Here is a 23,260-nt window from a genome sequence, read left to right as displayed (position 1 = left end):
GAATGAAAAACTTTTTAGGTTTTGTGTTTATGTTTTTTATGGTTGGACATGTCTTTGCACAAGATGATTTATTAAATCAGTTGGATACTGTTAAATCAAAAGAAAAGCAAATTGAAATGTCCGCTTTCAAAGGGTTACAAATAGTCAATATGCAATCGACCAAATTACCGACAAAAGGAGAGTGGTATATGGTTGTTTCGCACCGTTTTGGAGATTTGACTAAAGGGCTGGATAATTTTTTTGGATTGGATAATGCCTACACAAAAATTGGTGGAATCTACGGAGCAACTGATTGGTTATCATTAGGGTTTTCAAGACAAACGTATAATAAAACCTATGAGTTAACGGCAAAATATAAATTGGCAAATCAAGAAATAAATGGTTTTCCTGTAACTATAGTTGGTTATAATACAATGGATATTAATAGTGCTTTGAAAACGTCTCAATATCCTTATTTAAAATTCAATAACAGATTAGCTTTTACAACTCAAATACTAGTTACCAGAAAGTTTACAGATAAATTTTCATTAGAAATGGCACCAATTTATGTTCATAAAAACTTATATGAAGGAGGATTAGAACAAAAAGATCTTTTGCTGGCAGGTGTTGGTGCGAGATATAAAATAGCCAAAAGATTAAGTGTGAATCTGGAATATGCTGCACGAGTAAATATGCCGGAAAATTTTGTGTCTCCTTATCATAATCCACTTTCAGTAGGTCTTGATATTGAAACTGGAGGTCACGTTTTTCAACTGGTTTTCTCAAATAGCCAACCTATGAATGATGTTGCGGTATTTTCTAATACAGCGGGAGATTGGAATGGTGGAAGTATTTATTTTGGATTTAATATGTACCGTGTTTTTTAAAAGTTAAAAGAATAAATTATGAAAAAGATAAAAATATTTTTAATGATTATTGGTACTGTATTTGTAGTTTCATGCGAATCAAATACGTATGATCAGATTTCAGTTCCTGTTACTAATCCAACATATGTTGCAAATGTGCAACCGGTGATTAGAGCAAATTGTACCGGTTGCCATAACTCAGGTGGTCAATTCCCTAATTTAGGAACTTATGACCAGTTAAAGACAGCTATTGTAACCGGAGATGTAATATGTAAAATTGATGGTTCATGCGGATCCATAATGCCTACAGGAGGGAAAATGCCACAAGGAACAATAGATATGATTAAGTTATGGACCGCTAATGGTTTTATAAATCAATAAAAATTATGAAAAAAATAGCGTTTTTAGGATTGTTGGTTTTTGCAGGGAATGTAATGTTTTCTCAAAAAGTGATGACACGTACAGGAGAAATAAAATTTGAAGCTTCAATGCCTGCTTTTGAAGAAATAGCAGCCAAAAATAATACGGTATCGTGTATTCTTGATGAATCTACCGGAGATTTTGTAGCATTGGCTTTGGTGAAAGCATTTAAGTTCAAAGCTCCTTTAATGGAAGAGCATTTTAATGAAAATTATATCGAATCATCTAAATTTCCCAAGTCAACTTTTAAAGGGAAAATTTTAAATTTTGATGCTTCAAAATTGTCGGCTGCAAAGACAGTCTATGATTTAGAAGGAGATTTAACTTTGCATGGCGTTACTAAGAAAATCAAAACTAAAATTACTTTAGTTGGAACTGCAGATAAAGTTAATGCTACAAGTAATTTTTCAGTAAAACCGCAGGATTACAATATTGAGATTCCTAGTCTCGTGAAAAATAAGATTGCTGAAAACGTTAAAATTGCAATTAATTTTATACTCCAGCCGAAATAGATTGTAGTGCATGAATAAAAAACTCCAAACGCAAGTTTGGAGTTTTTTTATGAAATAAAATAGATTGGACTAAATTACATATTCGTCGGCAATGCTTAATGCCTGAGAAATAATAGCTAAGCCCTCATCAATTTGTTCTTCATTTATCATTAAAGGTGGAGCAATAAAAATATAACCCCAACGCACAAAGGTGTACAATCCTAGTTCTCTTAATTTGGCTCCCACTTTATTCATAACTTCCATTTCGGCGGCATTAGCGTTGAAAGGAGCCATCAATTGATACGGTTTTTTGCTTTTTACAACATCTAAACAACCCAATAATCCTTTGTTTCTAAAATCCCCTATGGAAGGATGTTTTTCACGCATTTCGTTGATGCGTTTTTCCATATAAGCACCCATTTTAATTGTGTTTCCTATCAAGTTATCACTTTCGTAAATATTGACAACTGCCAAAGAAGCTGCCAAAGAAACCGGGTGAGAATTATAAGTCAATCCCAGCCATAAAGGAGAATCGTCGAATTTCGCGGCGATTTTATCCGAGACCATCAAACAACCCAAAGGTAAATAAGAGGAAGTCAATCCTTTTGCCATGCAAATCATATCGGGTACAATAGTACTATGCTCAAATCCAAACCATTTTCCGGTTCTCCCAAAACCACTCATTACTTCGTCGGCAATAAATAGAATTTCATATTTTTCACATAAAGCTTTAATGCCTTTTAAATATCCTTTTGGATAATGAAGACAACCCGAAGATCCGCTTTCTCCTTCGAAAATAAAGGCTGCAATAGTATGACCGCCTTCATAACGAATAATTCTTTCTACAGAATCTAAACTCCATTTTAATCTCGTTTCTTCATCTTGATCACTTAAACCATAAAAATCATAAGGATCATCAAGATGAAAAATATTAGTCGATTGTTGTGCGTCCGTATATTGTTTTCTGGGATCACCACCTACAGACATACTCGCGGATGAATTTCCGTGAAAGCCTCTGTATCTGCCAAATATTTTATGTTTTCCAGTATATAAACGGGCTAGTTTTATAGCATTTTCAATGGATGAAGCACCACAAAGTGTAAAAAAAGCTTTGTTTAAATCTCCAGGACAAATGGACGCTAATTTTTTAGCTAATTTGGCTCGGATTTCTGTGGTGCAAGAAGGCGTCACGTAACTTACTTTTTGCATTTGTTCGACTACGGCATCCGTAACACGCTGGTCACCATGACCTATATTCACCGACATTAATCCGCTGGAGAAATCAATAATTTTTTTACCGCCTACTTCATATAAATAAACGCCTTCGGCTCTTTCGATTGGAATAGGATTTACATTTTTTTGGGCAACCCAAGTAAACAAGCTGTATTGTTTACTATCACTTATTATTTGTTCTTTAGTCAACATGCGTTATTTATATAGTTTTAGTTTATTTTACAACAAGGTCATAGCTGTAAAGATATTCGTCTCTTTTGAACCCCATTTTGTGATAGAGCCCTTGTGCTGTACTGTTGTTTTTTGCGGTTCTCAATCGAATTAAATCAGAGCCTAATTCTTTTGCTAAATCAACGGTTTTTAGAATTAATTGTTCTCCAATTCCTTTTTTTCGAATAGTAGCATCAACGAATAAATCATTTAAAATCAGTATTTTATTCAATGCCAAAGAAGAGAAGGTGACATAGATTAAAGTAAATCCTATGGCTTTTTCTATATTATCTTCATCAAAAGCTAAAAAAATAATAGCTTCATTATTCTCTAATCGTTCTTTTAAATACGTTTTGTGTTTTTCGGTATCAGATGGTTTTTTATAGAAAACCAAATATTGATCAAACAATGGCGTCAATTGATCCAAATCTTGTAAAGTAGCTTTTCGTATCATAATTGTTTATTTTAAATGGTTTGAACATTAAAAATACAAATTATTATTTAATTTCCATCCTCTTCTCCTTTGGGGAGCCCACATAACTTTTTGAATGAAGGATTTAACTCATCCAGTTGGTACCCGCTTCAGGATTCCATTTGGTCGTCGTTTTCTTTTCTTTGGTAAAAAATCCAATAGCACTTTTCCCAGTAATATCACCTGAACCAAATCTTGATTCATTCCATCCACCAAAACCAAAAGGTTCTCTAGGAACAGGAACACCAATATTTACACCACACATTCCTGCCGAAGCATTTTCAGTAACATAATTTGCCAAACCGCCACTTTGTGTAAATACGGAACAGGCGTTTCCATAAGGATTGGCGTTTTCAATTGCCAAAGCTTCGTCAATCGTATTAACGCGAACAATAGTAAGAACTGGCCCAAAGATTTCTTCTTTTGCCACACACATATCGGCAGTCGCATAATCTATGATAGTTGGTCCAACATAAAAACCATTTTCTTTTCCGGGAACAGTAGTGTTTCTGCCGTCCAAAATAATTTTGGCACCTTGTTGTTCAGCTTCAGTAATATAAGACTCAATTTTTTCTTTGGCTGCTTTCGAAATTACCGCACCCAATGTTGTACCACATTGAATTTTATTGGCATCGTCTATTAATTTGTCAAGAATAGCATCACAATTTCCAACAGCTATTAAAGTTGCCGCTGCCATACAGCGTTGTCCTGCACAGCCACTCATGGAAGCCACAATATTTGATGATGCCATATCAGGATGGGCATCTGGAAGCAGAATAATATGGTTTTTTGCTCCGCCAAGTGCTAAAACTTGTTTCAAATTATGACTGGCTCTTTGATACACTATTTTTGCCACTTTCGTAGAGCCTACAAAAGTGATGGCTTTGATATCCGGATGATCGCAAAGATTCTCAACAGTAGATTGTGTGCCATTTATAATATTAAATAAACCATCAGGCAGTCCGGCTTCTTTCAATAGTTTCGCTGTGTATTGACTGCTGATTGGTACGGCTTCGGATGGTTTCAAAATGAAAGCATTCCCCAATGCAATAGCATTTACAATGGTCCAATGTGGAACCATAGTTGGAAAATTAAAAGGAACAATCGATGCCACAATTCCTAAAGGTAATTTAGTAGAAGAACAGTAAACTCCTTTACTGACTTCCATATTTTCACCATTTACAAATTGTGGCAGTGAACAGGCAAATTCTGTCAGTTCAATTGCCTTGTCAATTTCGGCTTTGGCTTCCCCGTGAATTTTTCCGTTTTCACGATAAATAATTTCGGTTAGTTCAATACTGTTTTGTTCCAATAATTGTTTGTATTTATAGAAAACTTGCACGCGTTCTTTTAAGGTAACTTTTTGCCAAGCTTTTTGTGCTTTTTGAGCAAAACTGATAATTTCATTCAAATCTTCCATAGTGGATTCATTGAAAGTAGTTAATTCCTTACCGTCTAATGGCGATATAACTGTATGAATTTTACTGGAGCTTCCAGATTTAAACTCCCCATTTATAAAGTTTTTTACTTCATCAAATACCATGATTTTACTTTTTTAGTTTTTCAAATATACACTTTTTATCAAAAAAACAATAATATTTTTTGTGAGTATTAAAAATATTGTTAGATTTACAAAATAATAACCTAATTATTAATTTATTTACAAAATGTATTTAAATTGTTTTTAAGTGCTAAGTTTAAAACTAACCAGTTTAAATTATTTCTATTAACCAAAAACAAAATCAATGAAATCAATCTCAACTATTATTGGAGTCGCCTTACTATTTCTGGCAGGACTTTGTTATTTTATCAATTGGCATGCTTTAGTTCCCGCATTTACTGTATTAGGAATTGCAATAATGACAAGAAAAGCGTTGGAACCTTTAATTATTGGTTGTGCTGTGGGATTCGTTTTATTGGCAATGCAAGGTGGATCCAAAGAATTTTTTCCTGAAGGGGAAGGGATGATTTTTCCATTGAATATGTTTGACGGTATGTTTTCTTCCATTTCTAGAGATGCACATGATCAAGGATTAATATGGGTGATATTAGTATGTATATTATATGGTGCATTTGTACAATTATTAGTGGCTTCCGGTGGAATTAATGCAGTTGGGAAATATTCTGAAAATCATGTTACAAATAAAAAGCAGTCGTTAATTATGACTTATTTTCTAAGTTTTTTCTTTTTTCTGGATGATTATTTAAGTGCATTGTCTATTGGTAATACGATGAGACCTATTACAGATAAATTTGGTGTTTCAAGAGAAAAATTAGCCTTAGTTTTAAGTTTTGTTTGTGTACCGTTGACTATAATATTTCCAATTTCGACTTGGACTATTTTTTATGGAACTCAAATAGCGGCTATTGAAGGAGGTGTTTTAAATAGTGCAGGAAAAGTTATAACAAGTCCTATTGAAGCATTTTTAGGTACAATTCCGTATAATTTTTCGGCTTGGATTTCTTTAATTTTGGGTGCATTAGTGGTATTTCAGTTAATCCCGGATTCAAAAGCAATAAAGGAAGCGGAGGCAAGTGTAAAAGTAATTGATGCTGATGTTGTAAAAGTTAAGAAAAAACCAGCAAAAGAAGGGAAGCTGGTATATTTCATTTTGCCTTTGGTTATTTTAATTTGGTGTACCATTTTTCCTTATCCGTATGATTCAGAATATTGGGGTAGTGTAACTTTTTCTTCTGAATCAATTTTCGGCAGTATCGATGCACTTCGTGGAATAGCTACCGCTTGTGTTTTTACGTACTTGTTTTATTTAGTATTAGGGGTAATAAAATTCAATAAAATATCAAACAACTTCGTTAAAGGGATGGAATCAATCACTTTCGTTTTAGTGGTTTTAGGAATGACTTATTTATTAAAAGACGTTCAAAACGGATTGGGTTTTAATGAATTTGTAGCAGCGAAATTACAAGGAATTAGCTGGTTGAATAGTGCGACACTTCCTTTTGTTGTTTTTGCATTAGTGGCATGGATTTGTTGGGCTACGGGCTCAAACTGGGGAATATATGCGATTTTAGTTCCAACGACTGCTATATTATCTCGTTCCCTTGGAGCAGATTTTTGGTTGACCCAAGGAGCACTAGCTTCTGGAACTGTTTGGGGAGCTGCGGCTTGTTTCTTCTCTGATAATAGAGTTCTTACGGCGCAATCTTGTAAAATAGATATGATGAAACATGGTATTTCACAATTTCCATATCAGTTAGTAATATTTGGAGTTTCATCAATCTTATATTTAATAGCCGGCTATGTAATTTAAAACGAAAAATATGATAAGCAAAAGTATTTTTGAAAATCAATTTGTAATTCGGAATGCTACATTAAATGATGTCATTCAGATGGAGTATGTACAATCACAATGTTATCCAACTTTGCACGAATCAGAAATATTGAATAGAAATCATTTTGCTAATCATCTAAAAATATTTCCTGAAGGGCAGTTAGTGATTGAAGAGGACGGAAGGATTATCGCATCGGCAAGTACTTTTAGATGTAATTTTCCAGAACATGACAGTACTTTTTTGGAAGAAACAGATAATTTGTGGCTTACTAATGTTCAAATATCGGATGGAGATTGGATGTATGGAATTGACATGGGGGTGTTACCGGAATATCGTGGTTTAGGTCTTTCTAAAGAACTGTATAAAGCACGGCATGAGGTATGTAAAAAACTTGGAATCAAAGGACAGATTATTGCGGGAATGACCATTGGTTACGGAAAAGTAAAAGACAAAATGACAATTGAAGAATATTGTTATGGATTAGAAATGAATAAATATACGGACCCAACCATTACGCCGCAGCGAAAATCAGGATTTAGATGGATAAAACCTTTGTATAATTATATAAATGATCCTGAATCTGGGTTTGCCAGTATCTTGATGTATTTGCCGGTTGATGAAGATTATAGTTTAAAAAAACAGTTACAAAATAAAAAATAGAATAAAATCAAATAAAAAATGGGAACTCAAATTAAAAAAGTATCAGAAATTCCTGGACCAAAGAGTAAAGAAATGTTAGCAAGAAGAGCAGCTGCTTTACCTGCCGGTTTAGGGAAATCTACCGAAGTGGTTGTTGAAAAGGCTGAAGGCGCTTTAGTATGGGATGTAGATGGGAATCAATTGATTGATTTTGCCGGAGGAATTGGGATGGTAAATTTGGGTCACAGACCTCAAGTGGTGGTTGATGCCATAAAGGATCAAATGGATAAATACCTGCATACTGGGGCATTGGTAACTACCTTTGAACCGTATTTAGAGTTTGCAGAATTGCTTAATAAAATTACTCCAGGAGATTTTCCTAAGAAAACATTATTGGCTTGTTCCGGATCTGAAGCAGTAGAAAATGCAGTGCAAATTGCAAGATATTTTACGAAGCGACCTGCAGTTATTTGTTTCGAAGGAGCATATCACGGTAGAACTTTACTTACGTTGAGTTTAACCAGTAAATATGCTTTGTTTAAAAAAGGGTTTGGTAGTTATGCGCAGGATATTTATCGTTTTCATTCTCCAAATGTATATCGCAAACCAGATAATTTTACGGAAGAAGAATATATTGATTTTTGCATCGAACGTTTCGACCAGAACTTAATTTCACATGTTGACCCTTCTTCGGTTGCAGCAATTATTATCGAACCGGTTCAAGGTGAAGGCGGTTTTATTCCTGTGCCAAAACGTTTCTTGGAAAAAATCAGAAAAGTTTGTGATGAACATGGTATCGTTTTTATTGCCGATGAGGTTCAGGCAGGAGCCGGTAGAACTGGAAAATTCCTTTCTATTGAACACAGCGGAGTAATTCCTGATATGGTAACGATGGCAAAATCGATAGGTTCAGGATTGCCTATTAGCGCCGTAACTGGTAGAGCTGATATCATGGATGCACCGCATTTAGGAGGTGTAGGAGGAACGTATTCAGGAAGTCCAATTGCTGTAGTTGCCGCACTTGAAACCGTTAAACAAATTAATACACCAGAATTTTTAGCAAAATCAGTTCATGTGGGAGATACCATCAGAACACGATTAAATGCTATGGCAAATAAATTTTCTTGTATTGGTGATGTTCGTGGAATAGGAGCAATGTTGGTAGTTGAATTTGTGAAAGATAAAAAAACCAAAGAGCCTGATATGGATTTTGCCATGGCAGTAATCAAAAAATCAGTCGCAAATGGATTGATTTTAATTAGAGCAGGATTGTACACTAATTGTATTCGTTTTTTACCTCCAATTGTTATCACTGACGAACAATTGCATGAAGGATTGGATGTTATTGAAAATGCTATTCAAGAAGTATTGAACGAAAGAAAATAATTTAGACGAAAGTCTTAAAGTCGAAAGTCATAAAGATTTAATTCGACATTGAGACTTTATGATATTAAATCTTATGACTTTTAAACTCATATATAATGCCAATATTATTACTATGGATTCTGCTTTTGCAAAAGCGGATTCCATGGTAATTAACCATTTGGGAAAAATTGAAGCTATTGGAACTGAAACCGAATTGCGAAATCAATTTAGTTCTTTTTCCAATGAATTTGATTTTAATGGACAAACAATAGTGCCAGGTTTGAATGATGCCCATATCCATGTTTGGAAAATTGGACATCTTCGCACCTATATGTTGGATGTTCGGGGAGTAAAATCCATTGTGGAATTCAAAAGATTATTAAAAGAATTTGCCGAGAAAAATCCGAATTCCGAATGGATTATGGCTCGTGGAATTAATGAAATGGTACTCGAAGAAAAACGATTGCCAACCAAAGAAGATTTGGACGAAATTATTTCTGACAGACCTGTTTTTGTAATTAGAACTTGCGCTCACATTGGAATTGCCAATTCAAAAGCCATAGCAATTTCAGAAGTTGATGAAGCTACTGAAGTTCCTTTTGGAGGAGAAATTCGCAAAAATGAAGATGGTAGTTTGCAAGGTATTTTTACCGAAAGAGCTTTGGGATTAATCATGAATACTATTCCTCCATTTACTTTCGAAGAATATAAAAACATGATTCTTGAAGCGCATAAGTATTTATTGAGTTTGGGAATTACAAGCGCGACTGATCCGGCTGCGAATGAAGAATTATTGGCAGCTTACATTAAATTGGACCAAGAAGGATTGTTGAAAGTGCGAATGAATGTTTTTCCGCTTCGAATTCCGGACGGTAGTGATGAAATCCAGGTTTTACCGGAACAATATGAATCGGAATTTTTGCAAATAAAAACCGTGAAGTTTTTCTCTGATGGTGGTTTGAGTTCAGCTACTGCGGCATTGAATATTCCGTATAAAAATACCGACGGTTATAAAGGTGTTTTGAGATTGGATTACGATAAGTTTTATCAAACAGCCAAAGAAGCCGTTGAAAAAGGGTTCTCGATTGCCACACATGCAATCGGGCATCAAGCAGTTGATTTGACTTTGAAAGTGTATCGTGATTTGTTCAATATTGATAATACATTAAAACACAGGATTGAGCATGTTGGTTTTTTATCCAATGAAAATATAAAAGATTTTAAACACATGAATATGACCGCAGCGATGCAACCCATTTTCATTTACGAATTGGCAAACAACTTCAAAAGCACTTTAGCGGACGAATTATTAGATGTGGTTTATCCTTGCAAAACAGTTTTGGATAACGGAATAAATTTAGCCCTATCCACTGATGGTCCCGTGGTGAAAGAAATAAATCCTTGGGTTAATATGGAAACGGCGGTTACCCGAAAAGCGATGGATGGATTTGTCATTGGCGAAAGCCAGAAAATAACTTTCGAGCAAGCATTACGCGCCTATACTGTAGGAAGTGCGATTGCGGATAATTTAGAAAATATAAAAGGAAGTCTTTCTACAGGGAAATATGCCGATTTTATTGTTTTGAATAAAAATCCATTTAAATTAGACGATGTTTCTACCGTTGAAGCCAACGAAACTTGGGTTAATGGAGAATTAAAATATAAAAATATTAAATAACTTTTCCAGACTCGTCTCCCTCTCCTTTGGAGAGGGTTGGGGAGAGGAAAAAAACAAATAAAAGATGAGCGCATTAGACGATGAATTAGATTACCAAATATTGAAACTCCTTCAAAAAGACGGCAGAATGTCGTTTACTGAAATTTCAAAAGAAATTAATGTGGCAGTGAGTACCATACGCCATCGTTATATTAACTTAATTGAAGATGGGACTTTGCAAATTATTGGAAGGGTAGATCCTAATAAAATTGGTTTTAATGCTTATGCAAGTGTGTTGATTTCGGTTAAACCAAAATCATACATGAAAACCATTTTTGAGGAATTAGCAAAGTTGCCTGAGATTAGTTTCTTAGCATCAGTTTCAGGGGATTATGATATTGAAGCCAATATTATGTGTCGGGATATGGAGCATTTAAACGAATTATTAGGAGATAAAATTCATGCGATGGAAGGTGTTTTTGATACCAAAACGAATATGTATATGAAGATTTACAAATTCGCGCAACCCGATTTAGAATTAGCAAAATTATCAAGCAAACAAAATGAATAATACAGACAAATTATACGAAAGAAGAAAAAAAAGTGTCCCAAACGCTTTGGGAATTTTCAATCCATCCAGCATTCAATCTGCCAAAGGAGCCATTATTATTGACGCCGATGGCAGAGAATTGATTGATTTTGCAGGAGGAATTGGGGTAAATAATGCGGGACACGGTGTGCCGGAAATTATTGAAGCGATCAAAAGTCAAGCAGATAAATTCATTCATGCTTCGTTCAATGTTTCTGTTTACGAACAATATTTAGACTTAACGGAAAAATTATGTGAGATTTTGCCACACGGTGAATCTACTAAAGCAATGCTTACGTTATCTGGTGCTGAATCAGTTGAAAATGCCATTAAAATTGCGCGTGCCGTAACCGGAAAATCAGGAATTATCTGTTACGACGGATCCTTTCATGGACGTACAATGATGGCGATGACTTTGACATCTAACGTGAAATACAAAGAAGGTGCCGGACCTTATGCTCCTGAAGTATACCGTCTTGAATTTCCGTATTACAAACCGAGTATGAGCGCCAGAATGACCTCAGATGAGTTTGATGATTTGATGATTATGAAGTTGCATAAAACTTTTTCATCAACCGTTTCAGTAAGTCAAACCGCTGCAATTATCTTGGAATTAGTACAAGGCGAAGGTGGCTTTACCGTTGCTTCAAAAAAATATGTTCAATACTTACGTAAATTCTGTACCGAAAATAACATTTTCTTGATTTTTGATGAGGTACAATCCGGTTTTGGACGTACTGGAAAATGGGCCGCTTTCGAACATTATGGAGTAACTCCAGATTTGTCGACTTGGGCAAAATCTATGGGCGGCGGAATGCCTATTGGTGCTGTTATTGGAAAACAGGAAATTATGGATGCCGTTAAACCGGGACTTATTGGAGGAACGTATTTAGGAAATCCGTTGAGTTGTGTGGCTTCATTAGCAAGTATCAATTACATGCAAAAAAATAACATCAATGCAGCTGGTGAAAAAGTAGGCAAGATAGTTCGAGATAGATTCAATCAGTTGCAAACTAAATATCCGAAAAACATTACTGATGTCCGTGGATTGGGAGCGATGTTGGCTATTGAATTTTTTAATCCAGAAACTAAAATGCCTGATGGTGATACCACAAAAGCAATAGTCAATAAATGTTTAGAGAAAGGACTAATTGTAATCACTTCTGGAACATACGGAAATTGCATTCGAATTTTAAGCCCATTATTTATAGAAGATGAAATTTTAGAAAAAGGCTTATCTATTTTGGAACAAACAATAGAAGAAATACTATCATGAGAAAGCAATATATAAATGGAGCATGGTGCGACGCAATTGATGGCGCAACTTGGGATGTACAAAGCCCGGCTACCGAAGAAATAATTGATAAAGTCCCTTTTGGAAACACTGCTGATTGTACGTTAGCTATTGCAGCCGCTGAGGCTTCTTTCAAAGAATGGAAAAGTACAACGCCTTATTTTAGAGCTGAAATATTAAAAAAAGCAGCTAATTATATTCGGACAAATGTAGAAGCTTTTGCAAAAGAAACTTCATTGGAGACGGGAAAACCAATGCTGGAATCAAGAGGGGAATGGCAAGTTTCTGCTAATCTTTTCGAATGGTTTGCTGAGGAAGGAAAAAGAAATTATGGTCGAGTAGTTCCTACGAACAGAGCCGATAAAAGAGCGATGGTCATTTATCAGCCAGTGGGAGTTGTGGGAGTAATTACGGCTTGGAATTTTCCGGCTTATAATCCGGCACGTGCTGTTGCAGCTGCTTTGGCTGCTGGTTGTTCTGTAGTTATGAGAGGTTCGGAATTTACGCCTTTGTCGAGTTTTAATTTGGCTACAGCCATACATGAAGCCGGAATTCCTAAAGGAGTTTTCAATTTAATCAACACGGAACCGGTTTCTACCGGAATTGAAATGATTGATAATCCTTTATTGAAAAAAGTAAGTTTCACCGGAAGTACCCGAGTTGGGAAAATATTAATGGATGGCGCTTCAAAAACGTCAACTAAATTGTCTTTGGAATTAGGTGGAAATGCACCAGTAATTATCGATAAAGATGTAGATGTAGCCGTAATTGCTCATCAAGCTTTGGTTGCCAAATTGAGAAATTGCGGTCAGGTTTGTGTTTCGCCACAACGGTTTTATGTACATGCTGACATTTTTAAGCAATTCATTGCTATTGTGAAGGATGATATTTCAAAATTGAAAACAGGAATTAATGGTGGTGATATCGATTTTCTTGGTCCGCTTATCAATAAAAAACAACAGGAACATTCCTTGGCTATGCTTGAAAAAGCGAAAAGCGAAGGAGCAATAATTCATATTGGCGGTGAACCTGCTGAAAAAGGTTTTTTTGTACATCCGGCTTTGATTGAAGCGCGACAAAGTCAATCTTTTATCAAAACGGAAATGTTTGGACCATTACTGATTGTGATTCCTTTTGAATCCAAAGAACAAGTTATCGAATGGGCAAATGATACCGAATACGGCTTGGCATCCTATGCGTTTACCAATCATATAAAAACGGCTAATTTCTATGCCGAAAATCTTGAATTTGGAATGGTAGGAATTAATGAATGGGCTCCTCAAGGAACTGAATTACCATTTTCAGGTTGGAAAAGTAGTGGAATAGGCCATGAGTCCGGTTCTGAAGGATTAAAAGAATACATGGAATTGAAACTAATCAGCTACGGCAATATGTCATAGAAGTATTAAAGTCGAAAGTCATAAAGTGAAAATTTTCATTAGTCTTTCAATTTTTAAATCTTTCAAATCATTTAATTATAAATACATGAAAAAAGAAATTTTAGGTAAATACACGTTGCAAACGCCTTTGCCGGAACATGCCAAACAGCAAGCGGAATTACAGGAAATTGTTTTTCCTACTTTGTCTGCTGAAGAATTAATTACGGAAGAAAAATATAAAAGGCATTTGGAGATTTTTCCAGAGGGACAATTTATTGTTTTGGATGGTGATAATGTGATCGCATCTTGTACAACTTTGCTTCAAAATTACCACAAAGGACATCATACTTTTTTGGATATTTCTGATGATTTATGGTTGGGAACGCACGACCCTAAAGCCGATTGGATTTATGGGTTGGATGTTTCTGTTCATCCGGATTACCAAGGGAAAGGTATTGGAAGAGAAATTTATAATGCGCGTCAGGATGTGGCCAAAGCATTAGGTTGCAAAGGACAAATGACGGCTGGGATGCCTATTGGTTATGACAAAGTAAAAGATCAAATGACTATTGCGGAATATTGTGATAAATTGATAAAAGGTGAAATTATTGACCCAACTGTTACGGCTCAAACCAAATGCGGATTCATTCTGGTGGAACCTTTGTTTGATTATTTAGATGATCCTAGAAGCGGAAATTGTTCGGTGTTGATGTATTGGCCTTTGGATTCAAACACTAAATTAAGCGAGAACCATTAAAAAAAGTGTTCAGTCGTAATGGAGTTCTGTCAAGGAACTTTAAACGTGCAACATTAAATTTTAAACAAAAAACAAAATGATATTCAAATCAATAAATCCATTTTCAAGAGAAATTATTGCGGAACACGAAGTGTTGACAAACGCACAATTGAATCAGAAATTGGAATTGTCAGAAAGTGCTTTTAAAAATTGGCGAAATACGTCTTTTCAGGAAAGAGCTGAAAAAATGAAAAAACTAGCTAATATTCTGAGAGAAAAGAAGGATGAGTTAGGTTTATTGATTACTAATGAAATGGGGAAAATTTTACCCGAAGGAATTAGTGAAGTCGAAAAATCAGCAGGAAATTGTGATTTCTATGCGGAGAATGCAGAGAAAATGCTGAAAGACGAAAAGTACGATACGCCTTTTACAAGCCTATCTGTTTATGACCCAATGGGCGCTGTTTTTGCGATTATGCCTTGGAATTATCCTTTTTGGCAAGTATTGCGTTATGCTGCGCCGGCAATTATGGCGGGGAATGTGACACTTTTAAAACATGCTCCAAACGTTATAGGTTGTGCCAAAGCGATCGAAAATGCATTTCTGGAAGCTGGTTTTCCAGAAGGTGTTTTCCAACAAATAACTATTGATATTACTCAAGTCGAAAGTGTAATCGCTTCGGATATTGTACATGGAATTACATTAACAGGTAGTGAAATGGCAGGTTCTTCTGTGGCTTCATTGGCTGGAAAGCATATCAAAAAATCAGTTATGGAGTTGGGAGGTTCAGATGCATTTATTGTTTTGAATGATGCCAATATTGAAAAAGCAGCTACTGTTGCTACTCAATCCAGAATGCTCAATGCAGGTCAGGCTTGCATTTGTGCTAAACGTTTTATCGTTACCGAAAAAGTAGCGGATGAATTTGCTGCCCTTTTTGCCCAAAAAGTAAATGCTTTACATCAAGGAAATCCTTTGCAGGATGGAATTAATATGGGGCCATTGGCCCGATTAGATTTAGCCGAAAAACTAAGCCATCAATTAGAAAAATCATTGCAACAAGGAGCCAAATTAGTACTGGGAGGAGAGCGTGAAAATTGCAATTTCCAACCAACATTAATTGATTTTGTTGATGCTAATAATATTGCTTTTCAAGAGGAAACTTTTGGTCCATTAGCAACAATTATAAGAGCCAAAGATGAAAACGATGCTATCACTATTGCGAATAATCATAGATATGGTTTAGCATCGGCTATTTGGACGGAAGATCGTGAAAACGCATACAGATTAGCTAGAAAAATTGAAGCCGGAAATGTTTTTATAAACTCATTGGTCCGTTCTGATTCTAGAATTCCTTTTGGAGGAACAAAAAAATCGGGGTATGGAAGAGAATTATCTGAAATTGGTATTAAAGAATTTATGAATATGAAATCGGTAATTATCGAATAATAATTAAGAATAGAAATTGAATTAAAATTAACAACCAAAACCAACCAAAAAATGAAAAAAGCAGTATTAATTTTAGCATTAATGTTAACAAGCGGTTTGGCATTTGCGCAAGACACACCAGTTGCTACTCCTGTGGCTGAACCAGAAGCTCCAGAGCCTAAATTTACAGCCGCTGTGGATGTTGTGTATCCGTACTTATGGAGAGGAATAAAATATTATGGAGATAAAATAGCTGTTCAGCCATATATGGCTTATGCTATTACAGATAAATTATCGGTTGGAGTATGGGCAACAACAAATTTTTCTAATGCTGCCGATGCTTACAACGAGTTTGATTGGAATATTGCCTATCAAATATCTCCTGTTGTGAAAGTAATGTTGAGTGATTACTATTGGCCAGCGACTAAGAATAATCAAGATTGGGAAAGAAGCAGTTATTTTGATTATTCAGAAGGGTCAGCACAGAGTTTAGATCTTTCTGTATTATTAGATTTTTCAGAAAAAGGGGTGCCGTTGGATTTTCAATGGAATACGTTTATTGGTGGAGGCGATTATAAATATGATGATAATGGAGAAAGATCAAGAGCTTTTTCCAGTTATGCTGAATTAGGATATACATATTCTTTAGAAAGTGCAGGTTTGGACATTAGACCTTTTGTAGGCGCAGTGGTTATTAATGGAGGCTATTATGGTGTTGATGCTAGTGGTAAAGCAGGATTTACTTTCTCGAATGTAGGAGTAAATGTAGCTAAAGAGTTAAAAATTACAGAGAAATTTAGTTTGCCGGTTTTTGTCAGATATACGAATAATGACTACGGAATTCAAAAATTTGATAGTAATGATAACCTGACTAAAACGGTTAGGAATTTCTTTTCTGCTGGTATGACTTTTAACATCAAATAATTCATTTTCTATCAGATTACCTCTTTTTCTTTCAATAGCCTAGCTTAAGAATTATATAAAAAAAAATCGCCATAAGGCGATTTTTTTTATTTTAGAATCTCAATTGATATACTTCATCTAAATCTTTTTCGGAACTGATATTTACTTTTAAATCAGTTACAAAACCTGAATTTAATCCATAAACCCAACCATGTAGTGTTAAATCTTGTCCGTTTTTCCAAGCGGCCTGAACTATGGATGTTTTGGCTAAATCAAAAACTTGTTCTTTTACATTGATTTCAACAAAAGCATTGAAGCGTTCCGTTTCATCAGTAATTGAATTTAAATAATTATCATGTAATCGATAAACATCTTTTATGTGTCTGATCCAATTGTCAATAATACCAATAGAATCATTTCCCATTGCAGCCTTTACACCACCACAACCATAATGACCACATACAAGTACATGTTTTACTTTCAAAACATTCACTGCATAGTCTAATACACTTAGCATATTCATATCTGAGTGTACGACCATATTGGCAATATTTCTGTGTACAAATACTTCGCCAGGTTTAGCTCCAATTATTTCATTAGCAGGAACTCTACTGTCTGAACAGCCAATCCATAATAAGGGTGGAGTTTGGCCTTTGGCCAAATCTTGAAAATAATTTGGATCCTTAGCTAGAGAAGTTTCGACCCATTCTTTATTATTGTCTAATATTTTTTTATAAAAATCTTTCATTTTTTTTTGTAATTAAAATTTAACGTTCTATCTGTTTTTAAATAAATATTTTTTTCAATTCTTATTTGATTAAATCTTCTGTGGTTATTTCTCTTTGAACCATTTTTCTTTTCGCAACATCGTAATAATGTTCAAAAGTAACTTTGTTAGGGATTTCGTCGCTATTTTCTAATTGATACGCTTTTTTAAACCCTTTAAGTTTTACTTTAATATGATCCTCTTTTGCTCTGACAGTTTTAAATTCATGGATTAAATCCAAGATGTCATGGGCTATATAAACAGTATCTGTTGCATCAATAATTACTTTTGAGTTTTCCGGAATATCATTCAATGTAGATTTAATTGCCGCTTTATTTAAAAAAGATACTTCTTGTGCTAAATCGATATGAATGACATCACCATCTGCATATTCTTCTTTTCTAAAATGATACGCTCGTTTCAAGTTTCCTTTCAAAACAAATATAATACTGATGATAATTCCTAGCGCAACACCTTTTAATAAATCGGTAAATACAACTGCTAATAAAGTAGCGATGAAAGGGACAAACTGATATTTTCCTTTTTCCCAGAAATGTTTGAATGTTGATGGTTTAGCCAATTTATATCCTACTAACAGTAATATAGCGGCTAATGTTGCCAATGGAATTTTATTCAAAATGAATGGAATAGTTACAACACTTACCAATAACAATACACCATGAATGATGGTCGACATTTTAGATTTGGCTCCTGAATTACTATTTGCAGAAGTACGTACAATTACAGATGTTAATGGCAAACCACCTAAAAGAGCGCTCACCATATTTCCAATCCCTTGAGCTTTAAGTTCTACATTGGTATTAGTATAACGTTTTTGAACATCCATTCTATCAGCCGCTTCAATACTTAATAACGTTTCTATCGAAGCAACAATGGCAATAGTAAAGGCAACAACCCAAACTTTAGAATTTGTAATTCCAGAAAAATTAGGGGTTACAATTATTTGTTTGAATTCTTCTAATGACGTTGGAACTGGTAATGAAACTAAATGTTCTTTGGCTATAGCCAATGAGCTTCCAGCTGAGGTAAAAATTTCATTCAAAACAACACCAATAATTACAGCCACAAGTGCGCCAGGTACTAATTTTAATTTTTTCAAAAAAGAAACTTTATCCCAAGCAATCAATATTACTAATGAAAGTACTGTAATAATTATGGATCCCAATTGAATGTAATTAAAAACGGCCAGTAATGCAGAAAATGTATTGCTTCCTCCCAATTCTAAAAAGGCTTGATCTCCCTCAAAATCACTATCGTAACCAAAAGCATGAGGTAGTTGTTTCAGAATAATAATAATTCCAATTCCGGCCAACATTCCTTCAATAACATTGGTTGGAAAATAATTTGAAATAGTTCCTGCTTTAATGAATCCCAATAGCAATTGGATTAAACCAGCAATAAAAACTGCAGTTAAAAAAACGTCAAAAGCACCTAAATCAGTAATAGCAGTAAGAACTATAGCAGTTAATCCAGCGGCTGGACCTGAGACACTTAAATTAGATGTACTTAAATAACCCACAACTACACCACCTACAATACCTGAAATTATTCCCGAAAATAACGGTGCGCCAGAAGCCATTGCAATACCTAAACACAATGGAAGCGCCACCAAAAAAACCACTAAACCAGATGCAAAATCGGATTTAAGGTTAGCAAAAAGATTGATTTTTTTTGTCATAATACCTTACTGAAAATTGAATACAAAGAATTTGTTCACATTGTTATAATGTGAGAATTAGATTTTAAAATTTTAAAATCAACGTTGTATTAAACTTGGTCAGGTGGGGGAATAAATATAGAAGAAGCAATTATATCGTGCTTAGACAAATTCTCTGATAGAATAAGACTTGAAGTTAACTCCGATAAATTGATTATTTCATAAGCCATTTCAAAATGAAAAATTGCTTTAATCTGTTTGTGTGATTGTTCTTCTTCAAAAAAACTATAGGTAATAGAAGTGTCAGTACTTTTCTCTATAGCACTAACAATTGTTGGTGTCAAAAGAAAAGCAATAAAAACAAACAATAATATTCTTGCAATTAGCTTCATTGCTGCAAAAGTAGAATTTAACAAATGAAATAAATACTATTTTATGAAATTTAAAATAAAATTAACATCTGTATTGTCCTTATAGAAGGAGTAATTAATCTTTATATTTTGCTGTTTTATGTTGAGTAATGACAAATATGTCAAAAATAATTATTTGTTAAGATTGCGTTTAAAAATAGGGGTCTTATGTTTATTTTTGATTAAAATATAGATAAAATAACTTTTTTATGTATTTATTTTGCTTGTATTGTGAAAAAAATAGGGGTGTTTGTGGATAATTAGATTATGAAATTTTTAAAATATTACCGTAATAATATGGAATACCTATTATTCTTTAATGATTTTTTGTTATCAATAATTCTTCTCAAAAAGTGTCAAAAAAGTAATTATTAATTATTCAAGTAAGATAAAAGTTAATAAATTCGCCAAAAGGAAAAGTATTTGACACTAGAAAAACAATGATTAAGACGTTATTTCTTTTTTAGATCAAATAATAAAAATGGCAAATCAAAATATTTAATACCTATTTAACCAAAGTAATACCAAACCAGATTAATAACTAAAACTAAATTAAACATGAAAAAAGCATTAACTATTTTAGTAATTTTACTAACGACAAGCATGACATTTGCACAAGATGCGCCAGCACCAGCAACTACTTTTGGAGGATCTGCTGATATGTATTATAAATATGATTTTGCTAACTTAGCAGGAAATGGAAAAACTAGTTTTACTAATTCTCATAACTCATTTGAGTTAGGAATGGCTTCGATTGAGGCATCTCATAAAATGGGTAAAGCATCTGTGTTTGTAGATTTAGGTTTTGGAAACAGAGCTAAAGAATTTACATATAATGACAATGCAAGTTCATTTATGATTAAACAATTAAATTTTACTTACGAAATTTCAGATAAATTTAAAGTTACTGCGGGTAGCTTTGGAACTCATATAGGATATGAACTATTGGATGCTGTGGATAATAAAAACTACAGTATGTCTTATGCTTTTACAAACGGACCATTTTTTAATACTGGTGTAAAAGCACAATATACTTCAGGTAAAGTAAGTTTTATGGCGGGGGTAACTAATCCTACAGATTTCAAAACTGCTATTGAGGCTGGTTCTACTCAAAAAACTTTCATCGGACAAGTTGCTTATGTTGGAGATTCAGGAAGTATTTACTTTAACGTAACTTCTGGTAGTTCAAATCCTGCGACTACTGTGAATAAAACACAATTTGATGTAGTAGCCTCTAAAAAGATTTCTGATAAATTCTCTTTAGGATTTAATGGGACCTACGCTTTAATAAATGATGATGTAATTAGTGCTAATGATGAGAAATGGTTCGCTTTAATTGGATATGCTACCTATGCTCCAAAAAGCAATCTTAGTTTAGCCTATAGATTAGAATATTTTGATGCAAAAGATGCTGCTGTTACTCTTTCTGCTTTAGGTGGATCTAGTATTGTAGGGAATACACTTTCATTGAACTACAAAGTTGGGAATTTAACGATTATTCCTGAGGTTAGAGTTGACCTTTCATCAGAAGATGTGTTTATGGATAGTAATTCAAGCCCAACAAGTTCTAATGCATATCTTTTGTTAGGAACAACTTATAGTTTCTAATTAAATAAATTAAGATAATATTTTTTTTTGCTGTCAAGATACTTTTTTAAGTGTTTTGGCAGCTTTTTTTATGGAATCAAAATGGATTTTAATGAAAGTGTTTTAAGTGAAGAGTGATGTTTTAATAGCTCAAAAATAGAACCTTTCATTAAAAGCCTATTTGCAGTATTTTGTTGTTTTTTAATATTAATTACCTGAGTTAGATTATTAAAGTATTTATTTTTATTACCGTTTATAATCCTGTAAGGTTTCTAAAACCTTGTAGGTATCATTTTTAGATTACATACCTACTAGGTCAAAAAAAAAGGCTTTCAGGAAAACCAGTCATCCATAAATTAATGATGTACAGTTTATAAATAATAACAGTATAAAAGAAATGGGCTTTTTGAATCTTTCAAAAAGCCCATTTCTTTATTTCTTTGAAACTGATAAATTATTGTTTCTTATATATCGAGTAGATTATATTCTTGGTGTTTTCATCTACTATATCATCTACTTGAGATTGAATATAATGCAATTTGAATGCTGTTATAGCTGCCGAAAGGTTTTTTGTGTCATAGCCAATAATGCGCAATCCTTGTTCTACATTGAAGTCAGCGGGTGCAGTTTCTAAAATTTCATCAGACCAAATTCCAAATCCTTTCTCTGCTAAAATTTTCCAAGGGAATAAAGCACTCGGGTCTTTTTTTCTGGCAGGAGCAATGTCTGAATGTCCAATAATATTTTGAGTTGGAATATTGTAATCTTTTTTTAGTTTAGTCAAAAGGGCTAGTAAGCTATTAATTTGCAATTCGGTAAAAGGTTCTGTTCCGTTATTGTCTAGCTCAATTCCTATTGACGCAGAGTTGATATCCGTATTTTTCCCCCAGGAACCAATCCCTGCATGCCATGCTCTTAAATAGTCATTTAGCATCTGAACTACTTTGCCATTATCTGAAATTACATAATGAGAACTTACTTGAGACTCTATTTTTGTAAATGTATTTACGGTTTGTTTCAATGAATCTTGAGCAGTATGATGTATAATTATGAAATTAGGTTTTCGTAAATTAAAATTTACTGTACCTATCCATTCGGTATTAATTCCATTTGTTAAAGGAGTAGAGCCCATTTTTGAAATGGAATCTTTAAAAATATGTAATTGTTTTGCGTATAAAGTATCAATGCTTATTGACGTCACTGGAACAGAAGGCAAAGCATGTGGCTCTTTGTCTGAAATAGTTTCCTTTAATGTTTTGAGTTTCGTATCGTATACTTTCTCACTAGCTTTATAAGGGTTAGTGGAACAGGAAGTTATTAGAATAACTAAAATTAAAATCTGAAAATGTTTAGTCATACTTTTGTTTTTCGTTTTTATTCAAAAAAAGTTATCTGTTCCTTTTTGATTTTTTTGGGTTTTTACTTTCTTCTTTAAAAACCTTGTATTTTTCTTTTTGATCGTCGTTCAATAACTCTACAACCTTTCTTTCTGTGTTTTCTGAAAGTATTTGAATGTCTTTCATTTGATCACTTTGATTAGTGTCTTGTTTTAATATGACTCCTTGTTGTTTAATGCTTTCAGTCAATATGTTTGCAATAGCAATTTCTTGAAGTTCATCAAGTACCAGTGCAGGTTTTAGTCTTTCCATGATTTTTCCTACGGTTTCTTCAACCGGGACTTCTCTTGGTTTGTCCGGAGTTCTGTTTTGATCCATTCCGCTATTCATGCGACCACTACCATAACCATTTCTGCCATAGCCACCTCCGCCATAACCACTATTTCCATATTGCGCAGAAATAGTATTAATTGATAATAACATAAATGCAGTCACAAATAAGGACGGAACTATTTTCATATTTAAT

General features: G+C 34.0%; 22 protein-coding genes. 14 read left to right on the top strand and 8 right to left on the bottom strand.

Annotated elements, in window-relative coordinates:
- Positions 1-2: 2 nt before the first annotated feature.
- The 3 genes from ACM55H_RS04460 to ACM55H_RS04450 are packed head-to-tail and all read left to right on the top strand — an operon-like array spanning position 3 to position 1,777.
- Positions 3-866: a DUF5777 family beta-barrel protein gene (locus ACM55H_RS04460; protein WP_416835357.1), complete on the top strand. Its 864-nt coding sequence runs from the start codon at positions 3-5 to the stop codon at positions 864-866.
- 18 nt (positions 867-884) lie between these two features.
- Positions 885-1,226 carry a hypothetical protein gene (locus ACM55H_RS04455; protein ID WP_416835356.1) on the top strand — a complete coding sequence of 114 codons (342 nt, stop codon included), beginning with the start codon at positions 885-887 and terminating at the stop codon, positions 1,224-1,226.
- 5 nt (positions 1,227-1,231) lie between these two features.
- Positions 1,232-1,777 carry a YceI family protein gene (locus tag ACM55H_RS04450; RefSeq protein WP_416835355.1) on the top strand — a complete coding sequence of 182 codons (546 nt, stop codon included), beginning with the start codon at positions 1,232-1,234 and terminating at the stop codon, positions 1,775-1,777.
- A 69-nt stretch (positions 1,778-1,846) separates the two neighbouring features.
- On the opposite strand, the gene ACM55H_RS04445 is transcribed toward ACM55H_RS04450, so the two are convergent.
- The 3 genes from ACM55H_RS04445 to mmsA all read right to left on the bottom strand — a co-directional run bounded on the left by ACM55H_RS04445 (position 1,847) and on the right by mmsA (position 5,214).
- Entirely contained in the window at positions 1,847-3,181 is a 1,335-nt protein-coding gene (locus ACM55H_RS04445) for an aminotransferase family protein (protein WP_416835354.1), read from the bottom strand.
- 22 nt (positions 3,182-3,203) lie between these two features.
- Positions 3,204-3,653, bottom strand: coding sequence for a GNAT family N-acetyltransferase (locus ACM55H_RS04440; RefSeq protein WP_416835353.1), 450 nt, complete (start codon positions 3,651-3,653; stop codon positions 3,204-3,206).
- Positions 3,654-3,756: 103 nt separating this feature from the next.
- Positions 3,757-5,214: a CoA-acylating methylmalonate-semialdehyde dehydrogenase gene (mmsA, locus tag ACM55H_RS04435; RefSeq protein WP_416835352.1), complete on the bottom strand. Its 1,458-nt coding sequence runs from the start codon at positions 5,212-5,214 to the stop codon at positions 3,757-3,759.
- Positions 5,215-5,416: 202 nt separating this feature from the next.
- On the opposite strand from mmsA, the gene ACM55H_RS04430 reads away from it, so the two are divergent.
- From ACM55H_RS04430 to ACM55H_RS04385, 10 genes are all read left to right on the top strand, one after another.
- Entirely contained in the window at positions 5,417-6,943 is a 1,527-nt protein-coding gene (locus ACM55H_RS04430) for a Na+/H+ antiporter NhaC family protein (RefSeq protein WP_416835351.1), read from the top strand.
- Positions 6,944-6,953: 10 nt separating this feature from the next.
- The gene (locus tag ACM55H_RS04425; protein WP_416835350.1) at positions 6,954-7,625 is read left to right on the top strand and encodes a GNAT family N-acetyltransferase; all 672 of its coding nucleotides are present in this window, start codon (positions 6,954-6,956) and stop codon (positions 7,623-7,625) included.
- Positions 7,626-7,643: 18 nt separating this feature from the next.
- Positions 7,644-8,990, top strand: coding sequence for an aspartate aminotransferase family protein (locus tag ACM55H_RS04420; protein ID WP_416835349.1), 1,347 nt, complete (start codon positions 7,644-7,646; stop codon positions 8,988-8,990).
- 58 nt (positions 8,991-9,048) lie between these two features.
- The gene (locus ACM55H_RS04415; protein ID WP_416835348.1) at positions 9,049-10,647 is read left to right on the top strand and encodes an amidohydrolase; all 1,599 of its coding nucleotides are present in this window, start codon (positions 9,049-9,051) and stop codon (positions 10,645-10,647) included.
- A 64-nt stretch (positions 10,648-10,711) separates the two neighbouring features.
- On the top strand, positions 10,712-11,197 hold the full coding sequence (locus ACM55H_RS04410; protein WP_039109557.1) for an Lrp/AsnC family transcriptional regulator: 486 nt from the start codon (positions 10,712-10,714) through the stop codon (positions 11,195-11,197).
- Entirely contained in the window at positions 11,190-12,491 is a 1,302-nt protein-coding gene (locus ACM55H_RS04405; protein WP_416835347.1) for an aspartate aminotransferase family protein, read from the top strand. Before ACM55H_RS04410 ends, ACM55H_RS04405 begins: the two co-directional genes overlap by 8 nt.
- Positions 12,488-13,909: an aldehyde dehydrogenase family protein gene (locus ACM55H_RS04400; protein WP_416835346.1), complete on the top strand. Its 1,422-nt coding sequence runs from the start codon at positions 12,488-12,490 to the stop codon at positions 13,907-13,909. The genes ACM55H_RS04405 and ACM55H_RS04400 overlap by 4 nt, the downstream gene beginning before the upstream one ends.
- An 85-nt stretch (positions 13,910-13,994) precedes the next feature.
- On the top strand, positions 13,995-14,645 hold the full coding sequence (locus ACM55H_RS04395) for a GNAT family N-acetyltransferase (RefSeq protein ID WP_416835345.1): 651 nt from the start codon (positions 13,995-13,997) through the stop codon (positions 14,643-14,645).
- A 76-nt stretch (positions 14,646-14,721) separates the two neighbouring features.
- A complete protein-coding gene (locus ACM55H_RS04390; RefSeq protein WP_416835344.1) occupies positions 14,722-16,074 on the top strand; it encodes an NAD-dependent succinate-semialdehyde dehydrogenase in 1,353 nt (450 codons plus the stop codon).
- A gap of 51 nt (positions 16,075-16,125) precedes the next feature.
- Positions 16,126-16,977: a TorF family putative porin gene (locus tag ACM55H_RS04385; RefSeq protein ID WP_416835343.1), complete on the top strand. Its 852-nt coding sequence runs from the start codon at positions 16,126-16,128 to the stop codon at positions 16,975-16,977.
- Positions 16,978-17,068: 91 nt separating this feature from the next.
- Here the strand turns inward: ACM55H_RS04385 and can are convergent, their stop codons facing one another.
- The 3 genes from can to ACM55H_RS04370 form a co-directional block, all read right to left on the bottom strand.
- On the bottom strand, positions 17,069-17,704 hold the full coding sequence (gene can, locus ACM55H_RS04380; protein ID WP_416835342.1) for a carbonate dehydratase: 636 nt from the start codon (positions 17,702-17,704) through the stop codon (positions 17,069-17,071).
- A gap of 61 nt (positions 17,705-17,765) precedes the next feature.
- Positions 17,766-19,421 carry a SulP family inorganic anion transporter gene (locus ACM55H_RS04375; RefSeq protein ID WP_416835341.1) on the bottom strand — a complete coding sequence of 552 codons (1,656 nt, stop codon included), beginning with the start codon at positions 19,419-19,421 and terminating at the stop codon, positions 17,766-17,768.
- A gap of 89 nt (positions 19,422-19,510) precedes the next feature.
- Complete coding sequence (locus ACM55H_RS04370; protein WP_416835340.1) at positions 19,511-19,792, bottom strand: hypothetical protein; 282 nt, start codon at positions 19,790-19,792, stop codon at positions 19,511-19,513.
- A gap of 576 nt (positions 19,793-20,368) precedes the next feature.
- On the opposite strand from ACM55H_RS04370, the gene ACM55H_RS04365 reads away from it, so the two are divergent.
- Positions 20,369-21,418 carry an outer membrane beta-barrel protein gene (locus ACM55H_RS04365; RefSeq protein WP_416835339.1) on the top strand — a complete coding sequence of 350 codons (1,050 nt, stop codon included), beginning with the start codon at positions 20,369-20,371 and terminating at the stop codon, positions 21,416-21,418.
- Between the two features lie 433 nt (positions 21,419-21,851).
- On the opposite strand, the gene ACM55H_RS04360 is transcribed toward ACM55H_RS04365, so the two are convergent.
- Complete coding sequence (locus tag ACM55H_RS04360; protein ID WP_416835338.1) at positions 21,852-22,754, bottom strand: N-acetylmuramoyl-L-alanine amidase; 903 nt, start codon at positions 22,752-22,754, stop codon at positions 21,852-21,854.
- Between the two features lie 31 nt (positions 22,755-22,785).
- Positions 22,786-23,253 carry a hypothetical protein gene (locus tag ACM55H_RS04355; protein WP_039109568.1) on the bottom strand — a complete coding sequence of 156 codons (468 nt, stop codon included), beginning with the start codon at positions 23,251-23,253 and terminating at the stop codon, positions 22,786-22,788.
- Positions 23,254-23,260: the final 7 nt, after the last annotated feature.

This window comes from Flavobacterium cryoconiti, assembly GCF_048158645.1.
GTDB classification, from domain to species: Bacteria; Bacteroidota; Bacteroidia; order Flavobacteriales; family Flavobacteriaceae; genus Flavobacterium; species Flavobacterium cryoconiti.
The sequence above is the reverse complement of the archived record's forward strand: the minus strand, read 5'-3'. Positions and strand labels throughout refer to the sequence as shown.